The organism is Alteromonas sp. BL110, assembly GCF_003443615.1.
GTDB lineage: Bacteria > Pseudomonadota > Gammaproteobacteria > Enterobacterales > Alteromonadaceae > Alteromonas.
Genome location: NZ_CP031967.1, coordinates 3,912,940 through 3,933,571, shown reverse-complemented (window position 1 = coordinate 3,933,571; position 20,632 = coordinate 3,912,940). Strand labels below are relative to the sequence as shown.

The window sequence follows — 20,632 nt, the reverse complement described above, 5'->3', positions numbered from 1 at the left end:
CATGAGCATTATTTACGTTTTAATACCAATCGCGATCATCATAGTGGCTGTGGCAATCGTGATATTCTTCTGGGCGGTTAAAACCAATCAGTTTGAAGACTTAGACCGTCAGGGCTACAGCATACTATTTGATGATGATCTTCCGCCTGAGGAGAAAAAGCTCGCTGAGCAACGCAAACAACTTCAGGAAACTAAAGCAGAGAAAAACCAAGGGCAGCATGGAGGGGATTAATTACTTCTCGGCCTTTCTTATCGGCTTAGCTGGCGGTGTTCATTGTGTGGGCATGTGCGGTGGTATAGTAGCGGCGCTGAGAATGGTCTCACCAAAAGGTGCATCAGCAGTACCTTACACCCTCGCCTATAACATGGGGCGCATAGCTAGCTACACCATTGCTGGCGCTTTAACCGGGGCACTTGGAAAAATTGCAGCAGACTATATCCCTCTTGCCAACTATGCCCTTTCCCTTCTAAGTGGAATTATGTTGCTTTTACTGGCCTGCTATTTAGGCAAATGGTGGACGGGTCTAACGGTATTGGAAAGCGCAGGAAAAGGTTTATTCTCCAAACTACAGCCGTTATCTAAACGTTTTTTACCGTTCAAAACACCGCTTAGTGCTATACCCTACGGGTTTATCTGGGGGTGGCTGCCGTGTGGATTAGTGTATTCAACACTGACTTGGTCTTTAGCGGCGGGGAATGCGCTACAAGGCGCTGCTATTATGTTTTTCTTCGGTTTAGGCACCCTGCCTACTCTCCTCGCTGCAAGCGCAGGTAGTCATTACATTACCCGTAGTTTTCAGCACAATCGCGTTAGACAAATCATCGCAGTAATGATGGCCATATATGCAGCCTATCTTATTCATGGCGCAATAGTTTAAAAATGGGTGTATCATAATTGCGTAATCTTCAAAAGAGCATGCATTATGAGCAAAGGAAGCCAATTTTCTATTCACTGTCAAAACTGTAGCTTCAGTCACTTATGTTTACCGGTGGCACTGAACAAAACAGAAATTGAGTCTCTTGACGATATAATTGAGCGCAAAAAACCGCTCCATAAAGGCGATACGCTCATTCAAACTGGCGATAAATTTCGTTCACTTTTCGCTGTAAGAACGGGCTCTTTCAAATCATTTGTAACCAACCAAGAGGGTGAAGAGCAAATCACCGGCTTCCACTTCCCGGGTGATATTATTGGGTTCGATGCCTTACGGGAAAATAAACACCAAAGCTACACCTCTGCGCTAGAAACAGCCATGGTATGTGAACTGCCTTACGACACCCTCGATGAAATGTCGGTGCAATTCCCTAAGTTACGCCATCAAATAATGAGCTTTATGAGCGCGGAAATAAAACAAGATCACGACATGATTATGCTTTTAAACAAGCGTACCGCAGAAGAGCGTTTACTTTATTTTATATCGCATCTTTCCCAGCGCTTTGAAGAGCGCGGCTTCTCGCACAGGGAATTTCACCTGACTATGACCCGTAACGAAATCGGCAACTATTTAGGGTTAACGATAGAAACCATTAGTCGTCTATTGAGCCGTTTTCAGAAGGAAAACATTATAAAAGTAGACGGTAAGCTTATTTCTGTTTTGGATTTTGATCGGTTAAATACCAAGCTAGAGGCGTTAAATGGACCTAGCGTGGTCTGTAACGGCTAATTTTTCGTGTGTTACCTTAAGCGCGCGGAACGTGCGCTTTTGCTTAACACTCGTTCATCTCATATCGCTAACTTTTACCTTATATCTCACTGAACGCGCTCAGCTTTCGTTTTAATTCCTGAACTTTTCATTTACGTTTAACACTCTTGATCCAAAACAACTCACGTTTTTCAAAATGTCGTTTATAGTTAATATAAATGGTTTATATAAACTGTTTTGAAACAATTTCGATGTCGACAGCCATACAAAGCTTTGTAGTTGAGGAGACGTTATGATTGAGTGTAAACGAATTCTTGCCGTAGTGGATGCGGAACGCGATAACCAGCCTGCCCTAAGCCGTGCCTATGAACTTGCGTCAAAAACGGGCGCCACGGTTACTGCTATGATGGTGGTATTTGATCTGTCTTACGATATGACAACCATGCTTAGCCCCGACGAACGTGAATCAATGCGCGATGCCGTTACAAAAGAGCACGCCAAATGGCTTTCTGCCCAACTAAAAGAACAAGGCTTTTCAGAGACCGATATTGTAGTTGAGTGGAACAACCGTGCTTATGAGTCGATTATTTATTTCGCCCTTAACAACCAAATCGACTTAGTAGTAAAAGCCACTAAAAAACATGACGACCTTGCCTCGGTGATCTTTACCCCTACGGACTGGCACTTAATGCGCAAGTGTCCGCGCCCCGTTCTACTCGTTAAAGAACATGACTGGCCAGAAGGCGGTGAAATCATTGCTGCAGTGAACGTAGGAAGCGAAGATGATGAACACGCTGTACTAAACGACAAGCTTACATTAATCGCGAATGACTATGCCTCTTTGCTGAAAGGTAACGTTAATTTAGTCAACAGCTACCCTTCAACACCACTCAACATTGCCATCGAAGTGCCGGAGTTTGACCCTGACACGTATCACGATGCGGTAAAAAACCATCATATGAAGGAAATGCGTAGTCACGCACTCAAATACGGTATTCCAGATAATAAATGTGTGGTGAAAGAAGGCTTACCTGAAAAAGTTATCCCACAAGTAGCAAAAACACTCGATGCAGAGTTAGTTGTAATAGGTACCGTGGGACGGGTGGGTATTTCAGCAGCGCTTATTGGCAATACTGCCGAACACGTTATCGATGAACTGAATTGTGACGTATTAGCAATTAAGCCCGATGGATTTGAATCACCGATAACCGTGTAGTTAACTACTTAGTTGCGCTAAAATACCAAGACACTCGGTGGCAACAAATAGCGAGTCGGCGCTTGGCGTTTTTCATAAAAAAAAGTGCGCATTTAGCGGTTAATTACGCGAATTAGTCACACACGCTTAAATCAGTACTTAACGCTTCTCGATAAATTTAACTACACAGCGATAGTCTCGAAAAGGCGCTTTAATGTATAATGGCGTCTTTATCACAAACCAAGCTAGTTAATTATGAGTTTAGGCACAAGCAGTGCTGACGCGCCGACGTTAAACGCCGCGCAAAGTAAGCAAAAGTACAACTTCAACAAACTTCAGAAACGACTTCGCCGCAACGTGGGTAAGGCCATTGGCGATTTCGGTATGATTGAAAACAACGACAAGGTCATGGTGTGTTTATCTGGCGGTAAAGACAGCTATACCATGCTTGATATTCTATTGTTTTTAAAGAAGATTGCGCCTATTCATTTTGATATTGTTGCGGTAAATCTTGACCAAAAGCAACCTGGTTTTCCCGAACATATCTTACCCGAGTACTTAGACAGCATTGGCGTTGACTACAAGATTGTAGAAGAAGACACCTACTCTATTGTTAAAGACAAAATTCCTGAAGGGAAAACGACCTGTTCGCTTTGCTCTCGTTTGCGTCGTGGTATTTTATACCGCACAGCGAAAGAGTTAGGCGCGACTAAAATTGCTTTAGGACACCATCGTGACGACATGTTAGAAACTTTCTTTCTGAACATGTTTCACGGTGGTAAGCTGAAATCTATGCCACCAAAACTGGTCAGCGATAACGGTGAACATATTGTTATTCGCCCACTTGCGTACTGCAGCGAAAAAGACATTGTGAAATATTCACAAGCCGCTGAGTTCCCAATAATTCCGTGTAACCTTTGTGGTTCACAGGAAAATCTACAGCGCCAGAATATCAAAGCAATGCTTCAAGACTGGAACCGCCGTTTCCCAGGTCGTATTGAATCAATGTTCCGTGCGCTTCAAAACGTGGCCCCTTCACACCTTGTAGACAGCAACCTTTATGACTTTAAGTCTATTGCCACCCAAGACGGCCCCGTTGCAGATGGTGATATCGGATTTGATGAACCTTCTTTTACTACAGAAAATAGTGCAGATCTTAACGATGAAGATAACGCTATCGAGGTAGTAAATATTATGGAACCAAAGTAAATGAAAATTGGACTTGCGTTAGGTGCCGGTGCCGCAAGGGGCTGGACGCACATTGGTATAATTGAAGCATTAGAAAAGCTTGGCGTTAAGATTGACGTTGTCGCTGGTTGCTCCATTGGTGCTTATGTTGGCGCTGCCTACGCAAGTGGCAGATTAGAGGGTTTAAAAGAGTGGGCCTGTTCACTTAGTGACTGGCAGGTACTTGCGCTTATGGGCGTTGGATTAAGACGCGGCGGTATTGCCAGCGGACAAAAGGTTTTCGACAAACTTGCAAGCGAGTTTTGTGTCTCTTCTTATGAAGACATGCTTAAACCTTTTGCCACAGTCGCTACCGACCTATACACAGGTCGAGAAGTGGTGTTCAATTCAGGGCCCATTGGCGACACCATTCAAGCATCTTGCGCTATCCCTGCGCTCTTTGCCCCCGTCGCTCACGGCGATCGCTGGCTGGTAGATGGTGCGGTGGTTAACCCTGTACCGGTTAACCTGTGTCGACAGTTAGGTGCAGACTTTGTAATTGCGGTTAACCTTAACGCCGACTTTCGCCCGCTTCGGTTAGAAAAGTTAAGGCAAGACCACGAAGAAAACCAACGTAAAACCGAAGACTTTTTTACTAAAAGCCAAAACGTATTGCGCCAATGGTTTTCGCCTGATAGTAAAGATGACAAAGCATCAGCGGAAAATGAAGAGCAGCTTCAATTTAATGCTTCTGACGATGTGAATACCGAAGAAAGCATAGCGTCTGACGTTATTGAAAAAGTAGAAGAAGAATTTACCGAAGTACCCGCTAAGGTGAATAAGCGAAATCCACCGGGGATCATGAGCGTAATGAGTAGCTCACTTGAAATACTTCAAGCTCGTGTTACTCGTTCACGTCTAGCCGGCGATCCGCCAGATATACTTATCGAACCTCAGCTTACTGATGTTGGCATTATGGAGTTTCACAGGGCGGAAGAACTTTGCGCAAAAGGTGAAGAAACCATCGCGCGGATCGCAGAGCAAATTAGGTATCAGTTGCTAACCTGATACCTAATTGTTCAAAAGGCAGATTAACTAGATGCCATAGCTGTTACACGAAGCGGCGCTTTAGGGAGCGTTAAGCCTTTCGCCTCATTTATCCACTCTTGTTCTAAATGCAGAACACCGTTGTTAATTTGTACACCTTGCGGCGTAACGAAATCTAAATTCTTGTCGTCAAACTGAATCATTAAGCCCTTCACTGACGGCATCATAAAAGACAAAAAGCTCCCCATCTCATTGAAGAAAGCTTCATACTGTTCATATAAGAAAGTGAGTTCTTCTTGCTTGTAATACTGTTTAAGGTATTCGGGCTTAGTTTCAAGCTGCACTGACATATCACAAACGTTCGCACGTTCGTTTAAGTCGATACGTACCAGTGCATTAGCCAGTTTCAGTGCTTTTTCAGTGGGTACGGTAAAACGTCCTTCATCAGTAACTTCTAGTGACATTGTTTTCTTATCGGTAACGATAGATGCACCGTTAACCCCGCATAAACGCCCTTCACCTACTCGGACAAAACCAAAAGCAAACTGAAGTGCTTGGGTATCTTCGTTATCTAGCTTTTTAACATGGCTGTAGAAACGGCTGTACTCTACATCTATCGTTTCAGCAGTTACGGATGTACTGCCAAAACCGACAAACAGAGATGAAGCAATAAATAATGCAGCGCGTATCATTCGGATAAAAACTCCTCGTTAAATAGGATCATTGTTTGGAGCTCTTCAACATAAGCGGCTCCTCGCTCGGAATAATTCATTAGCCCTTCTGCCAACGCAACACCAGTAATAGGTAATTGGTTAGCTCGTAGACGGCTGCGGATCTCTCTTAAATCAGCATAGGCATCGTGTCTGTTGAGGTTACGCATATAGGTATAGGTGGCGCGCGATAAGCTATCAAACTTAGCAACTTCGTGTGATGCGCCGGTATTTCGGCGATTTGGGACGAAACCGCACCCTTTTGAAAAACACCATAAACCAAAAAAGTTGTAGCCCTTTCTTGCAAATCGGCTTGTTCCCCAAGCAGATTCATTTGCAGCTTGAACAAGTACTAGCTCTTCAGGTAAAACATCAATTTTTTGCAATAAGGCCAATAGCTTGGTTTTTAAAGGCTGTGTGGACTTTACCCGATACTCTTCTTCAAGCCATTCAAGCCTAGCCATGTCGTCTTCTGAAAGTGACTCGTTAGCTAACGCTTTTCTATACAAGGTTTGTACATAATGTCTCAAGGTGAGTAGGTAGGCATTTTGCTTCTCTACCTCAGGGCGCAGATAATCAAAAAACGCCTCTTTCTTCTCTTTTACGTTGCTATAAGAAGAGAAATCAGGCACCGGCTTTTTAGCCTCTACCGTTTGCGGTATATCTAAAATATCCGGTTCGTCCTTAGTAAAAATAATGGCATTAATAACAATAACCGCCAATACACCTAGCGTTATAAGGACAATTTTAAAGGTTTCTCTTTTATGCATCGAAGCTCGACTCATTCACATCATTTACAGATGCTTCCGTGCTTACTCCCTGCTCGCCAATCAATTCCTGATAGAGCAACCCCATCATACTAAAATAAAAAGGTAACACCCAGATGAGGGAAACCCCGAACGTCAGCGGTACCGAAACAAACAATAAGAAGAGCACCCCGAAGATACTGGCAATGTGAGCCCAGTACGCATTGAATACACGGCATGAAAGAATAATTGCGCTTATTGGCGTTAACTTTCTGTCGGCCACTAACATAAGTGAAAAAGACGACGCTAAATAGAAGTACACACCAGGTAAGATGAGCAGCATCATGCCCAGCTGCACCAGGATACTGTTAACTAGCTGGGTTAACGCAACCAGAAATATAAGGGGAAAAAACTGAAATACCGTAAATACCGATATTTTTACGCCTCGCGCTACAAAAACGCCCATCATATATAAGCCTGTAAGTAGCGGAGCAACAATGCAGATTGCCACAATCTGGATTATAGACTGGTGCTCGAATACATAGCTACCGTCGTCATTGATTGTAATGTACTGTTGAGCAACCCCCCCAAGCACCACAAAGGCCAAAAATAGAACAAGGCTACCTTGAAACAATGATGAAAAATTAGCTTTTGTTAAACCGGCAGCGCGGCGCAAGAGACCTTTAGTATCGAATTGATACTGTTTAGACAACGTATTGTTCAGGCGGTCTGGGTTTACGTCTTTCACACAACTCTCTTATATTTTTAGAAAAATCGGCGCGATTATACCAATTCACAAAAATAAATGCCTGCTTGTGTAATAAACAAAAGTTAACCTAGCACTAACTTAGCTGCTAACCCAACTAAAAGCACGCCCATAGCCCTATCCAACCAGTAACCTTTTTTACCAATAAGTTCGGCGACTTTACTAGTACTTAAGAGGTAGGAAAGGAAACAAAACCAAAGCCCAGTGGCAAACGCTAAATAGATACCATAGCCGAGCTTTACGCTAAATGGCGTATCAATGCTGATGATGGCGGTAAAAAGTGAAAGGAAAAACAGTGTTGCTTTTGGATTAAGCCCGTTTGTGAGAAACCCCATCCATACGGCACGTTTTGCAGAGATCTGTGATGTTTTCTTTTCGGCGTTTACGGGTTGCTCCTGGTTTACAGGACCACTTCTAAGCGCACCGAACGCCAGATAAAGTAAATAAGCGGCGGCAGCGTAGCTAAAAGTGGTGAAAAGCCAAGGAGTTGTTGCAATTACTACACTTAACCCAACTAGCGAGTAGGCAACGTGCAGTAAGATAGCTAGGCCGATACCGATACTGGTGTAAATGGCTATACGTCTGCCATAAGCCACGCTGTTTCGAACAACCACCGCAAAGTCAGGTCCTGGGCTGGCAACAGCCACAAGATGGACCAGTGCAATGGTAAGAAATTCGTTCATATACTGCATGCTTTGCGCCTCCTACAGCGCATACTTTGAAATTAGTTCATCTACCCACTGCGGAACTATGCGCGAGGCAGGACCGGTGAGTGATGCGTCGAACAAGGCATTGGATACACCAGGTTCTAAATTCGCTTCTATTGTATGTGCCCCATTTTCTTTAGCAATCTGAACAAACCCAGCAGCCGGATACACATTACCCGATGTACCGATAGCTAAAAATACATCGGCCTGTGAAAGAGCATCGTAAATCTCTTCCATATACATGGGCATTTCACCAAACCACACGATATCCGGTCGAAGGGTTAAACTGTTGCAACACGGGCATTTAGTGGTGTGGTCAAAGCTTTCACGCCAATCAAAAGTTTGCTGGCTAATAGCACAGCGCGCCGACAATAGCTTACCATGCATATGATAAACCGATTCACTTCCACCACGCTCATGTAAGTCATCTACATTTTGCGTCACCAACATTAGCTTATGACCGAAAGCTTTCTCGAGTTTAGCAAGCGCCCTATGTGCTGCGTTAGGCACAACATCATCCTGTTGAAGCTGTGCTCGTCGCGCGTTATAGAAGCGATAAACCAAACTAGGATTTTGCTCGAAAGCTTCGGGTGTAGCGACTTCTTCAACGCTGTGATTTTCCCAAAGACCGTCATTATCGCGAAAGGTTTTTAACCCAGATTCAGCGGAGATGCCTGCACCGGTGAGAATAACAATATTGGGTAAGGATTGATTAGCTGACATCGGATTATTTTTACTCTGTTGCGATAAAACCAATTATTCGGTTTGCTATGAAGCTCGCGATAATATGGCGCTTAGGCGTACAATTTACGTAAATGATTGCTGTACTTCATGTTTCTATGCTTTTAAACGTCTTTGACCACAGGATACTGAGTATTGGCGCCCCACTCAGACCATGAGCCATCATATACTGAAACTTGCGTAGCGCCGCACATAAGAGCTGCAACACCAATGATACAAGCAGTAACGCCTGAACCGCAGGTGCAGATAATAGGTTTACGTAAATCGACTTTTGCTTGTGCAAAAACAGTACTAAGTTCATCTACAGATAAGAAATGCCCGTCTTTTACTAGTGTATCGAAAGGAACATTGAATGCGCCTGGCATATGCCCTGAACGCACGCCCTTGCGGGGTTCTGAAATTTCGCCTTTGAATCGCGGGGCACTTCTAGCATCAAGCAATTGCGCTTCGGTATTTATAGCTTGAAGCACTGCGCTAGAATTTGCAAACCACCCTGGTCGAGGTGTAGCTTGATAGGTCAATTTCCCATACTGCTGTTGTTCTGATACGGGAAGCCCTGCCCGCTCCCACGCTGGTTGACCACCATTTAATATATATACATCTTTATGCCCTAATGCTTTTAACATCCACCATACTCTAGGCGCAGAATAAATACCTCGGGTGTCGTAAACCGCTATGGGCGTATTCGCTGTTATACCCTGATTACCGAGATAAATAGCAAGGTCTTCAGCTGAGGGCATACTGTGCGGTAGGCCTGTAATGTGATCACTACCTTCGCTATCTAGATCAAAATCCACTGATGCAGGCAGTACCATGGCTGTTCGTGTATCCGGTGTTTTTGACACGGGATCATCCATCAACGCTCTTACAAGCGTGACTGGCTTTTGTTGCATTGCATTAGCTAGCTCGCCTATTGATAGCAATACTGATGCCATTACATCCTCCTGGAAAGCGCCCGTATAAGTGGGCGCCTTGTAATACCGGGTTAAAAACTAGTCGGTACGTGTTGATTCACATTAAATATGAATCTTTTTACTTAGTACTAAACTGGCTTCTTAGCTTAATGCAGCAATAGCAGACTCGTAGTTTGGTTCTTCAGTAGTTTCTGCTACTTGCTCTGTATAAACCACTTTACCTTCAGTATCGATAACAACAACCGAGCGCGACAGTAAACCTGTTAGCGGTGCTGATTCAAATGTTACACCGTAATCATCGCCGAAGGTTGAACGGAAAGTAGAGCCTGTAAGCACGTTTTCGATGCCTTCTGCGCCGCAGAAACGGCCCGCAGCGAAAGGAAGATCTGCCGATACACAAATAACCGTAGTGTTATCTAGCTTCGCCGCTTCTTCGTTAAATTTACGTACTGACATCGCGCAGGTGCCTGTGTCGATTGAAGGAAAGATATTCAATACAATGTTTTTTCCAGCAAGTTCAGACAGCGTTACTTCGCCCAAATCCGCCTTTACTAACGTAAAGTCTGGTGCAGCTGTACCAACTTCTGGTAACTGCCCTTTAGTTGTAACTGTGTTGCCTTGAAAAGTAACTGATGCCATTCGCTTTCTCCGTTTTTCATTAATATAAAATAGTGGATGTAAAACAATACTTTCGCAAATAAAAGTGACACTTTTTAGGTGTTATCTTTAACCTGCGACTCCGCAAACGCGAGTTTATGCTGTAAATGGGGCTTACCTTTTAAGTATTCCCGCCTGAACACGCTAAAATAATGCGCTAGCGTTTGAGCCCCTCGCTTTTGTTCAGCAAGTGCTAAAACGCTAATACCTACCTCTGCGGTGCAGTGTTGGAAATCATGGGTAGACTCTCTTAATAGATAGTCTGAAGCCACTTCCATGCTAACACCCAACACAGGAAAATTATGTAAGTAAGGGCTTTTTACAAACATCTTCTTTGCTTCACGCCAGGTTCCATCCAAAAAAATAAATAGTAACGTTTTGCCAGTATTCAATGGTGGAGCGTCAATACAGCGTTCAACTGCAGCATATTCGTGTGGAAATACCACAACGGGAAAGTATTTTTCGTCACTTAACAGTTTCAGTAACGCTTCATCAGGTTCGGTTCGTTTCCATAAAAACGCGTGGTTGTCTTTAACCACATCCGCTATCAAACGGCCTGTATTAGTAGGTTTATAGTATTCGCCTTTATACATTAAAAACAAAACCGCCACGTCTGTGCCAGCTTCAGGCTTAAATTCACAAATACAGTTTTGCGTTGGAAGCAAACATGCATCACAGCGAATTACTTTGCTACCACGGGCGTGAAATGGACGTTCAGCACGAGATAGCTCGTCTAAACGAAGTGACATAACAGAATTCAAGATAGTACGTCTTTACCAAAGATTTTTACGGATTTTACCATAGTAAATCGTAGTAAAAGAGCGTGATTGACAAAGTTTTGTATTGAATAGAAATAGGAAATAAAATGGTGCCCGGGGCCGGACTTGAACCGGCACGCTGTTACCAGCGAGGGATTTTAAATCACACTATAAAAAATAACATTATCAATAATATATAATTAAATTTCAAAATATAATGCAGCCCTGCAGACCGCATTATACCGTTAAAAAAACACTGATATTATGAAGCTAAAGTGTGACGTATGACATCGGTTTATTGCCGCTGGACCCCTTCGAAGATACGACAACACCTTTAGTGTCACCCTCGACAAAAACGACGATAGAGAAGTAAAGACTACCGTTTTTAGAAGCCTCTAAATCGCCTAATCTCACTAGCATCTCAGAACCGTCCAAATTAATTGAGTCAGTCTTGGAAGATATCGAGCTACCTCCAGCTATAACCCTCACCTCTTCTATGGTGTTGCTGTCGAGCAGCATGAAGCCATCAGCATCGAGCGCCAATCCAGTAGGGTCTGACGGCTTTAGCTTCATAACCTCTCTATTTGCACGTCCAAAGTATGCATTAACATCGCCCTGCGTTGCCAAATCAAAATCTAGTCTTTCAATAACTTTTAAAATTTCAGACAAGACTACCGCAGCAACGTTAACATTGACGGTACCAGGCGAACTTTCTTCACCTTCATCATCAACCGTTATCAGCTGAAATGTTAGCGTTTGCGCTATCGTTCTGCTGGGTGATGTTGCGGTGGGCCTAGCGGGGTCTTCTAGGTTAAGTATTACAGTGTCACCCGCGGTTTGTGTCCAGCGCCATTCGACTATAGTGCCGTCTGTATCTAGCGAACCGGTACCATCTAGCATGAATTGCGTTGCGGCCGCTACTGATTGGTCGGGTCCAGCGTTAGCAGTTGGGGTTTGGTTTACGGGCACTGCTGATGTCGACAGTCCTTCAAATTCGTCTGCAATTGCTATCGATATATTCTCAGCCCAAATATCTTGACCAGCATAGTTCAAGTGAGAGATATCAGAGTAGTAATAACTTGACCAAACGCCTATTCGCTCATCGCTATTCAGGTCGTAGCGCAAATCAATAGAAGTTTCAGTGTTTGACATTATCCAGTCGTTTACTGCAACGCGTGTGGCTTCAATTGTCTCCGTGGAAGTATCGCGAGGCGGTATAGTTGAAATAACAACGTAAAAGCCTAGCGCCTTTGCCCTTTCTGCTAAGTCAGTAAGGCTTGCAATAATATCGCTTGAACTTCTACCTAATCGACAATCATTAATACCGAATCCATTTAGTACATAGATATTGAACTCTCTGGACTCATCATAAGCAGGGATAACATTAGCGTTAAATGTGCTTTGCGCGTCTGATGTTTGTTGGCCACCTACACCAAAATTGCTGAAAGTTGGGGTTGGTGTGAGTAAATCATTAACCCTATCAGGTACAGGTAAAACGGGGTCTGAGCCTGTGCCGAATGTGCGGCTATCACCATCCCAAACGATGTTGTATGTTCCAGCTACAACCCCCTGTTGTACAACAACGGTGACTGTATCAGTGTCCGTAGTATCTCCATTCGACACTTCGAGTTGGAAAACAAAATTTTCTGTTATATCTGGTGCGTCAAAGTTAGCTATAGCATTATTAGCGTTACCAATGATAACAGTAGGTGAGGCAGGGCTAATTTGCGTCCACGTATAGCTAGTAATTGGATCGCCCGTGCTAGTTGAGGCTGAACCATCCAATATAACAGGGTCGTTTGGCTCTGCGTTTAGATTAGGACCAGCGTTAGCCGTTACCGTTCCTGAGCCTTGAGAATACTCAACAAAATTGTAAGTAGCCATTGGCGTGATAAAAGTTGCATTGTTAGAGCCGCTAACTTCGTTCTCATCTTCCAAAGCTGAATCGGTTACTACATAGCTTCTATCATCACCTGCCGTTGATAGAGTTAAGTAGTAAAGGTCTATCGAAGCACCGCTGTAACCGCTATTTGAATTAAATCCGATAGCATCAATATTCATTGTCCCACTATCTGTACCAGAGGCAATTTCAGATCCATCCACTGATATAGAAATGGCACTACCTACCCTTGTTATCGTTAATTCGATGTACTGGTCTATAGGTGGGTTGTAACCCGTAAAAATTGCGGAGCTTGCTTTAAAAAGCAACTCGCCACTTGGGAATGTAGCAATGTAGCTGTTACCTGAAGACTGAAGGCCAATAAACAACTCTTCTACAGCTTTGAACTTCAACCCTGCCGTGATAGTAAAATCACCCGAAGCTTGCCAATTTGGGATAGTTGCCTCTGCTTCAAGCATCTGTAAATAAAATGCCATATTTTATATTCTCTCTATACTGTAATTGAAATTGTGTTAGACCATGCGCCAGTAAGCGCACCGTTTAGGCAACGGCATCTGATCTCGTATGTGCCTGAAGAAAAAGAAAGGGTTCGTCCAAATGCGCCGATGACACCAGGCAGGTCAATGTTGGGGACATTTAAAGTAGACCAAGTCGAACCACCGTTGCTTGACACTTCAAATTCCATATCGGTCATAGCAAAGCGGTTCAAATCATCTAGGGTTGGGTAGGTTTTTAAAACCTCTACTGAGTTTCGGTTTGGACCTAAAACGCCACGCCCTTCAAAGTAGAATGTTTCGTCTTTGTGTTGGTTAACAAGTTGCTCTTTGGTTACGCAGCGAACCCCATCAACCGCGCAATTCCAAATCTCTATAATTGCGGGACTGTGCGTAGGTGAGAACACTTCACGAGTGCCGTAGTCTTGCTCAAACTCAGTATTCGTTACTAATGCTTTGCCATGCTTGTGTGTTCTAAGCATTTTGCAAGCACCGAAGTAGTAAGCGTTGTTAACCTCAACATTCTTTTTAAGGTCTGTTACTGCATCAGAACCGGCACGCAAATCGGCGTTGTATATGTGAGCGCTATACAAATAACTTTCTTCGCCATCATAGGCACCGTTGACAACAATCGGATCGGAGTTACCAAACTGAACGGTGTAGTCACCAAAATTTGAGGGCAACCCTAAATCAATTTCTAAGTTCCCAAGTTGCTGTATCTTGGCGTATGGGGTATATAAATCGACTTGAATGCCAACTTGCCACGTATCATTTGCGCCAGTGTAACCACCAGTACACTCAAAACCGTCTACCTCGACTGACTCGGCACCATAGAGGCTTATGCCTTTACGCTTACCAGAACACCATACGTTTTCAAACAAGTAGCTTTTTGTTTCATCTTCGCGGTAATATCCAAATTGCGTATCGTGATCGAGTTCTTGGTTTTGAATGTGAATGTCTGCGGTGTATGAATCTCGTAAGCGAGCAACGGGAATGATTTTCCATTTAAGCGTTGCCTCATTACCGTTAACTGAGCCGCTTAAAGTTGGTACTGCAGGCGTTTCAGTTCTTAGCAGCTTGCGTACATAGATATTCTGTACGTTACCCTTGTAGCCACTGGCTGTGATTTGCACTTGCGTAGCATTAGCTGGCGCACGAATAAGCCATACTTCTGTACCTTCAATAGCATGGCTATATTGACCAACTGAATTACCGATTTTTGGCGTGACCGAACCGCTTTTTTTGTCTACTAACTTTAGTGATATTTGATAGACTTCACCGGCTTCAAAGTTGTAACTGGCACTTAAAGCGTTACTTGTGCCTGCAGCGTAATAGTTGTCGCCACTCTTAGACCAACCCGAACCGCTAAAACCATCTGGCTGTACTACTTTTGAACCTACTTCAGGTGAAGGCAGTATTTCAAATGTGTGCATGAATATCAGGGTTTCAGTTGAATATCTAAAGTAGTCTGCCCCTGTTTCCCCTGGGTCTAAATGAAGCCATGCTTCACCAGGTATGTAACGCAATGAGCCATCACGAGTAGGCGCTATTCTTGCGCCACTGGGTAACGTGATCACACTTTCAAACGGGCGCTGAGAGCCTTGAACAGCAATAGCGTTAGCCATTTCAGGAATGTGCAAGTAAGGAAGTGATAGCGTTTTGTTTGCGTATACAGGAATAACATTAGGTGTCACAGTGGCTTTAACACCGCGCCATGATTCACCCTCAGTCAACTCAATGATTTCGTTATAAAGCACACCGTTTAGCGTTACGTTATTCAAAACTACTGTGCAAGAACCTAGCGCTGATAGGAACGGCAACGGCAGGTGCGCTCGGTAATCACCACCATTAATAGTAACGGTAGCATTCTGGCCAATTACAACTACGCCTAAGCCGCCTGTCTCATCTAAGTTACAGCCGCAGTTATTTAATTCACCGTCTTTGTGAAAGTAGTAAGCAAAGCTGTCACCGGATAACTGGCGCGTCCAACTCACCATACAATCACGAGCAGTAGATACTTCTGCAAACTCAATGCCTGCGCCATCACGTGTAGAGTGCAATCCTTTTACATCAACTTCGCAACCGAACTTAAAGCCGTTACCACTAAAACCTACAGTGCGCACTTCGCGAACAATGGCTTTTGCGCCCTGCTCTATCTCTAGCCCGTATAGAAGTGTTCCGTTTTCGCTGAACTCATGGTTATCATTAGTTATCGTGCCGCCGATCACTTCCATTTCTGAATGACCAGAGCGAATAACGATGCCGCAATCACCCGTACCTGTTATATCAAAATCCTGCGTTGATACATTACTTGAACCAAATGGGATATCGAGAGCTTTGAATATCGTGTTGATAAACGTGAGCTTGCGTAAAATCCAGTCGAACATAGCATAACCTTGTGTATCTATGAGTCCAGTGTTGCTTAATAAAGCGCCGTGAACTTCCCCGCCTCTGTTATCTGCGTTCAGTTTCAATACTGGGTCTGAGTCTTTAACCTTTAACCCAAAAAACCTATGGTAATCGGCGTCAAGAATGATGAAATCACCAGACACGTTTTGCATCCATGGGCTGTGGTTTTCTAAGTTGGTATCTATTTCACGCTCACCTACCTGTAGACCGAAATAGAAAGAGAGCGGATTACCATCGCGGCCTTTATCAATTTTTAAATTCCACGGCAATGTGCGAGGCGTCCAATCTCTTACTTGGTTTGGGTGGGCGCCTATGTAGAAATTGTCACCTGGGTCTATTCGATAGCTCGGGTCATCTTCTTCACTGTCGCTAAAAGTGCGACGATAAACACGCGCCAAGTCTTGCGCTGGGTTACACTCTGCCCACTCTTGGCCATCCGTCCAGCCAGACACATCAAGCAAATTGACATCAAACAATCTATCCATAATGCGGGATTCTCATTTTTATTGATTCAACTGTAAGTGCTGCGGTAGTAGAAGAACCGGCGCGTTTAAAGTAAATGCGCTCATCTGTGATAAAGCGTGCTGGGCCTTGGTAGTAAACTTTATTGGGGTCAGAGTTTGAAACTGTTAAAGCAAGTGTTCCATCGATATAAGAAACGTTTAACACCATTTCAAATTGATATTCGTCATAGCCATCACCAAAGAAACGAAGAGCGTCTGTACTGCCTGTGGCTTCGGTTACTGTAAATATGCGGTGGTTGTTTGCATCTTGTACCCAGCTAGGGCCGATCTCATCTAACGTATCGGGAAACATATCATCGCTATACCAATAGCCATCCGCTTTTTGGTAGAAGACTCTGAACGGTGATCGGAAGGTGCCAAAGGCAACATCAAACTTAGCATTAAGCGAACTTACATCAGACTGGTTAACATCAAATTGATGCCAACCGTTATCTAATTCGATGTACTCAATAATTCCTTCAAAATACTCACTGTTAAATTCGCCTATTTTGTATAGATTCGTTACGCTTGTTTCGTATTCTTGCCATTCATGATCGTTAATAAATGGTGGGTTACCTGGCAAACCTAAACCGCCCTTCCCCATGGGATATACGCGCATTTTAATGTTGCCGCTGTACGAACTGTTGTTATTGAAGCGAAGTATCAGGCCCCGATAAAAAATTGGGAAAGTGCGACTTGCTATAGTTGTGGGTACAGTGAACCATCTATCGGTTAACGCTATGTGCACTTCGCCGCGCACATCATCAAACTGGATTAATCGTTTGTTGTTTGGTGACTCCGTGGGGCGAACTTCTGTTTTCTTGAGTGTTGGATAGTCACTTAATCGCTGGGTTAGACTTTTTTCGCGTTTGATGGGAGGACTCATTGCCTGAGTTTTTTTATTGTCTGTATCAATATCGTCCGGCAATTGCTCTTTCGATATCTTTCCAGCCAGCTCAGAAAAGTTTGGCCATCTAAGTGCAGTTTGTGGAGGGTTGTTTACTTTCTCCCATTCAACTTCACCACTTCCCGCGTTTTCTAAAAATGCGGCATAAGCAGCTCTGTTATTTTCTAATGCTTGAAGAAGTACACCCACCGCCCCTATTGGCACTACTTGAGCAGCCACATTACTTAAATCACCTTGCTGCCAGTTATATTTAAGCGTTAGCGTGTTGGCGGTAGTGTCATGATCAATAATTGTGGCAGGTAGCTTTCCAGCAATGAATAACTGGCTACCCTCAATCAACCCAAAGAACGAATCTAAGTTATTTACAGACACAACTGGGCTACCGTCTTCAACACTAATGTCGTTGAGACTAAAAACGTAGGTACTCATTATTTTTCCGATATCTGAGAAGAAACGACTTTATTTAGAGCCGTTTTTATTGGACAGGCTGGCCTTGCTGAAGCTGCTGTATGCCAAATGCCTGTTTGAATACTTGAACGAAAACATCACCGTCGATAATGCATGTTCCGTTGTTACTGTTACCTTGAATTTTGACATCAACAACGACATCGGTGTTGGCCGGAACTCTAACAACCACGCCAGAAACACTATCGCCTTTGAATGTATCGCCTGGCGTTGAGATAACATGCACAGAACTACCATTCACGTCTGCAGTGATAAACAAGTTGTCCAAACTGCCCCACTGAATTGGAATGGGGTGAACGTAAGCGACACGCTCGAATGGTTGCGCCTGGATAAGAAAATTAACAAGTACGTGCTCTTGCGTTGGCGTGCCAGAACCATCAAACGTAATAGGCCGCATATCTAGCACTGCACCGTCTGTAATATCTCCTTCGATATTTTCGGCGTATATAGTGGCATAGGACTTAATGGTCCCTGATACACTGTCCCATTCTTGCCAAACGGCTCCATCCTGACTGGTAATTTTAACGTTCTCTGCAGCCAAAATAATTGAACTGACGTTTTCACTGCCTTCAATGAACATTCCGGTTAAACGGCCATTCACATCGATGGCGAACTGAATCTGTCCCCTTACTTCACCAATCGCAGTTTCCAGTGCTTCGAAGTAAGAAAAAACGCTAACCTGATCACCATCCAAGTTGTTTATTTTTATTTCTTGGAAAGCCTGCGCGAACGCGGCCCCTTCTATCCATTCGCCGTTTTCGTCTTCGTAGCCTATCTGAGCATTTTTAAAGTCAGAAATTTGCGCTTGAACACTCTTATCACCTATCTTTTGTTTAACGCCTAGCACATCTAAGCTGATAACTTGGTTTTCTTGCGCTACTTCAGTCACGCTGTAGAGTAACGTCGAGTACTGTTCGCCTAGCTCGTTCGTTTGCTGTGACCAGTTGGCCACATCATTGACTACACTATTTATAGTGTCACCAAGGTTTTCAGGTAAGCCTGGTAACATCACCGTTCTAACGATATTGCCCCAAAATTCATCTACTGCAGAAGTCCGTGCAACTACGAACGTCCATTGCGACTCGCCTAGAGCATTGGATGAGCAAACCCATATTTTGAAATCACGTTCTGGTGCTAAGCCGGGGAACGTGTAAGCATGAGCTGGCCCACGATACGGCAAAGGCGGCTCTTCATCCGCTAAGTCATGGCTAATGGAATACAGAAATGCGGTTGAACTATCAGAACCGGCTAAGTATGGAATAACTTCCAACTCTGTAGCAGTGGGGTTTATTGTAATGTCAGTTGGCACGCCAGGCTTTTGCATTATCAGCGGTATTTCGGCCCATCCGCTTCGCGCAGAAAGACCACCTAACGCCATAACTCTAAAACGGTAGGTACCAAGCGCGTAGCCTGAAAGGTTTACGTGATAACGCGCAATTGAGTCAGTTTCTATTAGCAAGCCTTGTTCATCTAACACCTGATATAGAAAACGTGATGCTTCAGAATACCAAGAGATTTTAACTTGTACGAACGCAGAATATACGTGTTCAATCGTCAAGTCGCTTGGCTCATCGGGATTAGTAAAGCTATATGTGGTATCAGGTATTTCTGGTTTGTTGCCTTCCCCAAAAAAATCGTAGATATAGGGCTGGTGTTCGCGAACCGTTAATGTCACACGTTGTTTATTAGAGGAAATTTGTTCTATTCGAAATAGCTTTCCTTCCCAGCCTAAAAACGAATCGTAAACAGGCACAATGTCACCCACGTCATATATAAGCGCCCACTTGGGCAAATGTATGCGGGTTTTCGTTTGCTCACGTGAAATTTCAAGCCATGTTTTGGCGAACTCAAGGGCTTCGTAAAAGTTGTTGCAAGTAACCAGGTCAACGGAACCTTCATTAATGAAGCCGTTATCTTCTTCTAACAGCTGAGTCTCTAACGCACTGCCTTTAGGTGGATAAACAGCTTCCTGCGCAGTACCATCTGCTGCAGGTTCATAGTATGTTACAGCAACACGATTATACCGCTTGTTCTTACTGCCTTCGGAAACACCATCCATCTCGATAATATCTTTCTCAAGGATTGGTATGCTAACCGGGTCATCATCTTGCTCAATAACTAAAGTCAACTGGCCATCTATAATAGGCAGCCAACCACGCATAGGCTTTAACAGCACATTGACGTTTTCCAATATGTCTTTACTTGTGTCTAGCTTGCAGTTACAGCTAAACAGTGGTCTTTGTTCTGGCTGGCCAACGACCTCATCGACAAGAGAGTCGCAAAGGTCCCTCCCTCTGTAAAAAGAATTTGTGTTAATCAGTCCAGTAGAGAGGCCTTTCCCATAAAGAGGATCTTTAAGATAGTCGAGTAAAGCCAGTGCTGGGTTTGAGTGAGTGGTACCCGTTAAATCAGCGGTAATTTTAGGCTCTGATGAGATAGCAAACTCGCCACCATGATATTCAAGACGAATGTAGCTGCATGCTTTACCTGAAGCTTTGTCTGATAATCGCCACCCTGCTGCAGTAAGCATAGGATCTTCATAGTTATCCATGCCATCAGGAAAATTACGCATGTGCACCACGCGCCCGCCATCATCGTGAAAGAACGCAGGATTATCAGAAGAAACGGGAATATCGTCTACATAAACCTCATCAATTGATTTTACCTTTTCAGCCCACACGACAATGATATGAAGCAAGTCATTTTTAATATCATCAGAGTCACCATCATTGGTTTCTTTAAATATAATATTACCCGTTGTTTTGTGGACCTTGCCTATAACCACACCAACGTGCGCATCAGTTTGCGCTGATGTTAACTCAGTGCCAGGTGGCATTGGCTCTGGTGCTTCAGGTGCTAACCACCCAAAAAAGAACCCACCAACATCTTCTAAAAAGCTCATT

At 43.9% G+C, this 20,632-nt stretch carries 18 protein-coding genes; 6 read left to right on the top strand and 12 right to left on the bottom strand.

The genetic code is table 11. The features are described 5' to 3' along the window. Position 1 precedes the first annotated feature (1 nt). The 6 genes from ccoS (at position 2) to D1814_RS17145 (ending at position 5,073) form a co-directional block, all read left to right on the top strand. Positions 2-232, top strand: a complete 231-nt coding sequence (gene ccoS / locus D1814_RS17170; protein WP_118494694.1) for a cbb3-type cytochrome oxidase assembly protein CcoS — start codon at positions 2-4, stop codon at positions 230-232. Beyond that, positions 219-878 carry a sulfite exporter TauE/SafE family protein gene (locus D1814_RS17165; protein ID WP_118494692.1) on the top strand — a complete coding sequence of 220 codons (660 nt, stop codon included), beginning with the start codon at positions 219-221 and terminating at the stop codon, positions 876-878. The genes ccoS and D1814_RS17165 overlap by 14 nt, the downstream gene beginning before the upstream one ends. Before the next feature lie 45 nt (positions 879-923). Continuing rightward, positions 924-1,664 (top strand): fumarate/nitrate reduction transcriptional regulator Fnr, encoded by a 741-nt coding sequence (gene fnr, locus D1814_RS17160; protein WP_118494690.1) that lies wholly within the window; start codon positions 924-926, stop codon positions 1,662-1,664. A gap of 271 nt (positions 1,665-1,935) precedes the next feature. Next, positions 1,936-2,859, top strand: coding sequence for a universal stress protein UspE (gene uspE, locus D1814_RS17155; RefSeq protein WP_118494688.1), 924 nt, complete (start codon positions 1,936-1,938; stop codon positions 2,857-2,859). A 234-nt stretch (positions 2,860-3,093) separates the two neighbouring features. Further along, the gene (ttcA, locus tag D1814_RS17150) at positions 3,094-4,047 is read left to right on the top strand and encodes a tRNA 2-thiocytidine(32) synthetase TtcA (protein WP_118494686.1); all 954 of its coding nucleotides are present in this window, start codon (positions 3,094-3,096) and stop codon (positions 4,045-4,047) included. Beyond that, a complete protein-coding gene (locus tag D1814_RS17145) occupies positions 4,048-5,073 on the top strand; it encodes a patatin-like phospholipase family protein (RefSeq protein WP_118494684.1) in 1,026 nt (341 codons plus the stop codon). Positions 5,074-5,096: 23 nt separating this feature from the next. Here the strand turns inward: D1814_RS17145 and D1814_RS17140 are convergent, their stop codons facing one another. The 12 genes from D1814_RS17140 to D1814_RS17085 form a co-directional block, all read right to left on the bottom strand. Beyond that, positions 5,097-5,744 carry a DUF2987 domain-containing protein gene (locus D1814_RS17140; protein WP_118494682.1) on the bottom strand — a complete coding sequence of 216 codons (648 nt, stop codon included), beginning with the start codon at positions 5,742-5,744 and terminating at the stop codon, positions 5,097-5,099. Next, positions 5,741-6,532 (bottom strand): glucosaminidase domain-containing protein, encoded by a 792-nt coding sequence (locus D1814_RS17135; protein ID WP_118494680.1) that lies wholly within the window; start codon positions 6,530-6,532, stop codon positions 5,741-5,743. The genes D1814_RS17140 and D1814_RS17135 overlap by 4 nt, the downstream gene beginning before the upstream one ends. Then, positions 6,525-7,256: a stress protein gene (locus tag D1814_RS17130; protein WP_118494678.1), complete on the bottom strand. Its 732-nt coding sequence runs from the start codon at positions 7,254-7,256 to the stop codon at positions 6,525-6,527. The genes D1814_RS17135 and D1814_RS17130 overlap by 8 nt, the downstream gene beginning before the upstream one ends. An 83-nt stretch (positions 7,257-7,339) precedes the next feature. Next, entirely contained in the window at positions 7,340-7,966 is a 627-nt protein-coding gene (locus tag D1814_RS17125; RefSeq protein ID WP_118494676.1) for a LysE family translocator, read from the bottom strand. Positions 7,967-7,978: 12 nt separating this feature from the next. Beyond that, positions 7,979-8,704, bottom strand: a complete 726-nt coding sequence (cobB, locus tag D1814_RS17120; RefSeq protein WP_118494673.1) for a Sir2 family NAD+-dependent deacetylase — start codon at positions 8,702-8,704, stop codon at positions 7,979-7,981. A 122-nt stretch (positions 8,705-8,826) separates the two neighbouring features. After that, complete coding sequence (locus D1814_RS17115; protein ID WP_118494671.1) at positions 8,827-9,657, bottom strand: sulfurtransferase; 831 nt, start codon at positions 9,655-9,657, stop codon at positions 8,827-8,829. Positions 9,658-9,777: 120 nt separating this feature from the next. Continuing rightward, positions 9,778-10,275: a thiol peroxidase gene (tpx, locus tag D1814_RS17110; RefSeq protein WP_118494669.1), complete on the bottom strand. Its 498-nt coding sequence runs from the start codon at positions 10,273-10,275 to the stop codon at positions 9,778-9,780. A 74-nt stretch (positions 10,276-10,349) separates the two neighbouring features. Further along, the gene (locus tag D1814_RS17105; protein WP_118494667.1) at positions 10,350-11,042 is read right to left on the bottom strand and encodes a tRNA-uridine aminocarboxypropyltransferase; all 693 of its coding nucleotides are present in this window, start codon (positions 11,040-11,042) and stop codon (positions 10,350-10,352) included. A 279-nt stretch (positions 11,043-11,321) separates the two neighbouring features. Beyond that, positions 11,322-13,427 carry a PKD domain-containing protein gene (locus tag D1814_RS17100; protein ID WP_118494664.1) on the bottom strand — a complete coding sequence of 702 codons (2,106 nt, stop codon included), beginning with the start codon at positions 13,425-13,427 and terminating at the stop codon, positions 11,322-11,324. 14 nt (positions 13,428-13,441) lie between these two features. After that, positions 13,442-16,339: a hypothetical protein gene (locus D1814_RS17095; RefSeq protein WP_118494662.1), complete on the bottom strand. Its 2,898-nt coding sequence runs from the start codon at positions 16,337-16,339 to the stop codon at positions 13,442-13,444. Continuing rightward, positions 16,332-17,693, bottom strand: coding sequence for a hypothetical protein (locus tag D1814_RS17090; protein ID WP_118494660.1), 1,362 nt, complete (start codon positions 17,691-17,693; stop codon positions 16,332-16,334). The genes D1814_RS17095 and D1814_RS17090 overlap by 8 nt, the downstream gene beginning before the upstream one ends. A 46-nt stretch (positions 17,694-17,739) precedes the next feature. Next, positions 17,740-20,631 (bottom strand): hypothetical protein, encoded by a 2,892-nt coding sequence (locus D1814_RS17085; RefSeq protein WP_118494658.1) that lies wholly within the window; start codon positions 20,629-20,631, stop codon positions 17,740-17,742. Position 20,632 lies beyond the last annotated feature (1 nt).

Coding starts and splice junctions, on each gene's coding strand:
- ccoS (WP_118494694.1), top strand. CDS start 2: ATGAGCATTATTTACGTTTTAATACCAATCGCGATCATCATAGTGGCT.
- D1814_RS17165 (WP_118494692.1), top strand. CDS start 219: ATGGAGGGGATTAATTACTTCTCGGCCTTTCTTATCGGCTTAGCTGGC.
- fnr (WP_118494690.1), top strand. CDS start 924: ATGAGCAAAGGAAGCCAATTTTCTATTCACTGTCAAAACTGTAGCTTC.
- uspE (WP_118494688.1), top strand. CDS start 1,936: ATGATTGAGTGTAAACGAATTCTTGCCGTAGTGGATGCGGAACGCGAT.
- ttcA (WP_118494686.1), top strand. CDS start 3,094: ATGAGTTTAGGCACAAGCAGTGCTGACGCGCCGACGTTAAACGCCGCG.
- D1814_RS17145 (WP_118494684.1), top strand. CDS start 4,048: ATGAAAATTGGACTTGCGTTAGGTGCCGGTGCCGCAAGGGGCTGGACG.
- D1814_RS17140 (WP_118494682.1), bottom strand. CDS start 5,744: ATGATACGCGCTGCATTATTTATTGCTTCATCTCTGTTTGTCGGTTTT.
- D1814_RS17135 (WP_118494680.1), bottom strand. CDS start 6,532: ATGCATAAAAGAGAAACCTTTAAAATTGTCCTTATAACGCTAGGTGTA.
- D1814_RS17125 (WP_118494676.1), bottom strand. CDS start 7,966: ATGCAGTATATGAACGAATTTCTTACCATTGCACTGGTCCATCTTGTG.
- cobB (WP_118494673.1), bottom strand. CDS start 8,704: ATGTCAGCTAATCAATCCTTACCCAATATTGTTATTCTCACCGGTGCA.
- D1814_RS17115 (WP_118494671.1), bottom strand. CDS start 9,657: ATGGCATCAGTATTGCTATCAATAGGCGAGCTAGCTAATGCAATGCAA.
- tpx (WP_118494669.1), bottom strand. CDS start 10,275: ATGGCATCAGTTACTTTTCAAGGCAACACAGTTACAACTAAAGGGCAG.
- D1814_RS17105 (WP_118494667.1), bottom strand. CDS start 11,042: ATGTCACTTCGTTTAGACGAGCTATCTCGTGCTGAACGTCCATTTCAC.
- D1814_RS17100 (WP_118494664.1), bottom strand. CDS start 13,427: ATGGCATTTTATTTACAGATGCTTGAAGCAGAGGCAACTATCCCAAAT.
- D1814_RS17095 (WP_118494662.1), bottom strand. CDS start 16,339: ATGGATAGATTGTTTGATGTCAATTTGCTTGATGTGTCTGGCTGGACG.
- D1814_RS17090 (WP_118494660.1), bottom strand. CDS start 17,693: ATGAGTACCTACGTTTTTAGTCTCAACGACATTAGTGTTGAAGACGGT.
- D1814_RS17085 (WP_118494658.1), bottom strand. CDS start 20,631: ATGAGCTTTTTAGAAGATGTTGGTGGGTTCTTTTTTGGGTGGTTAGCA.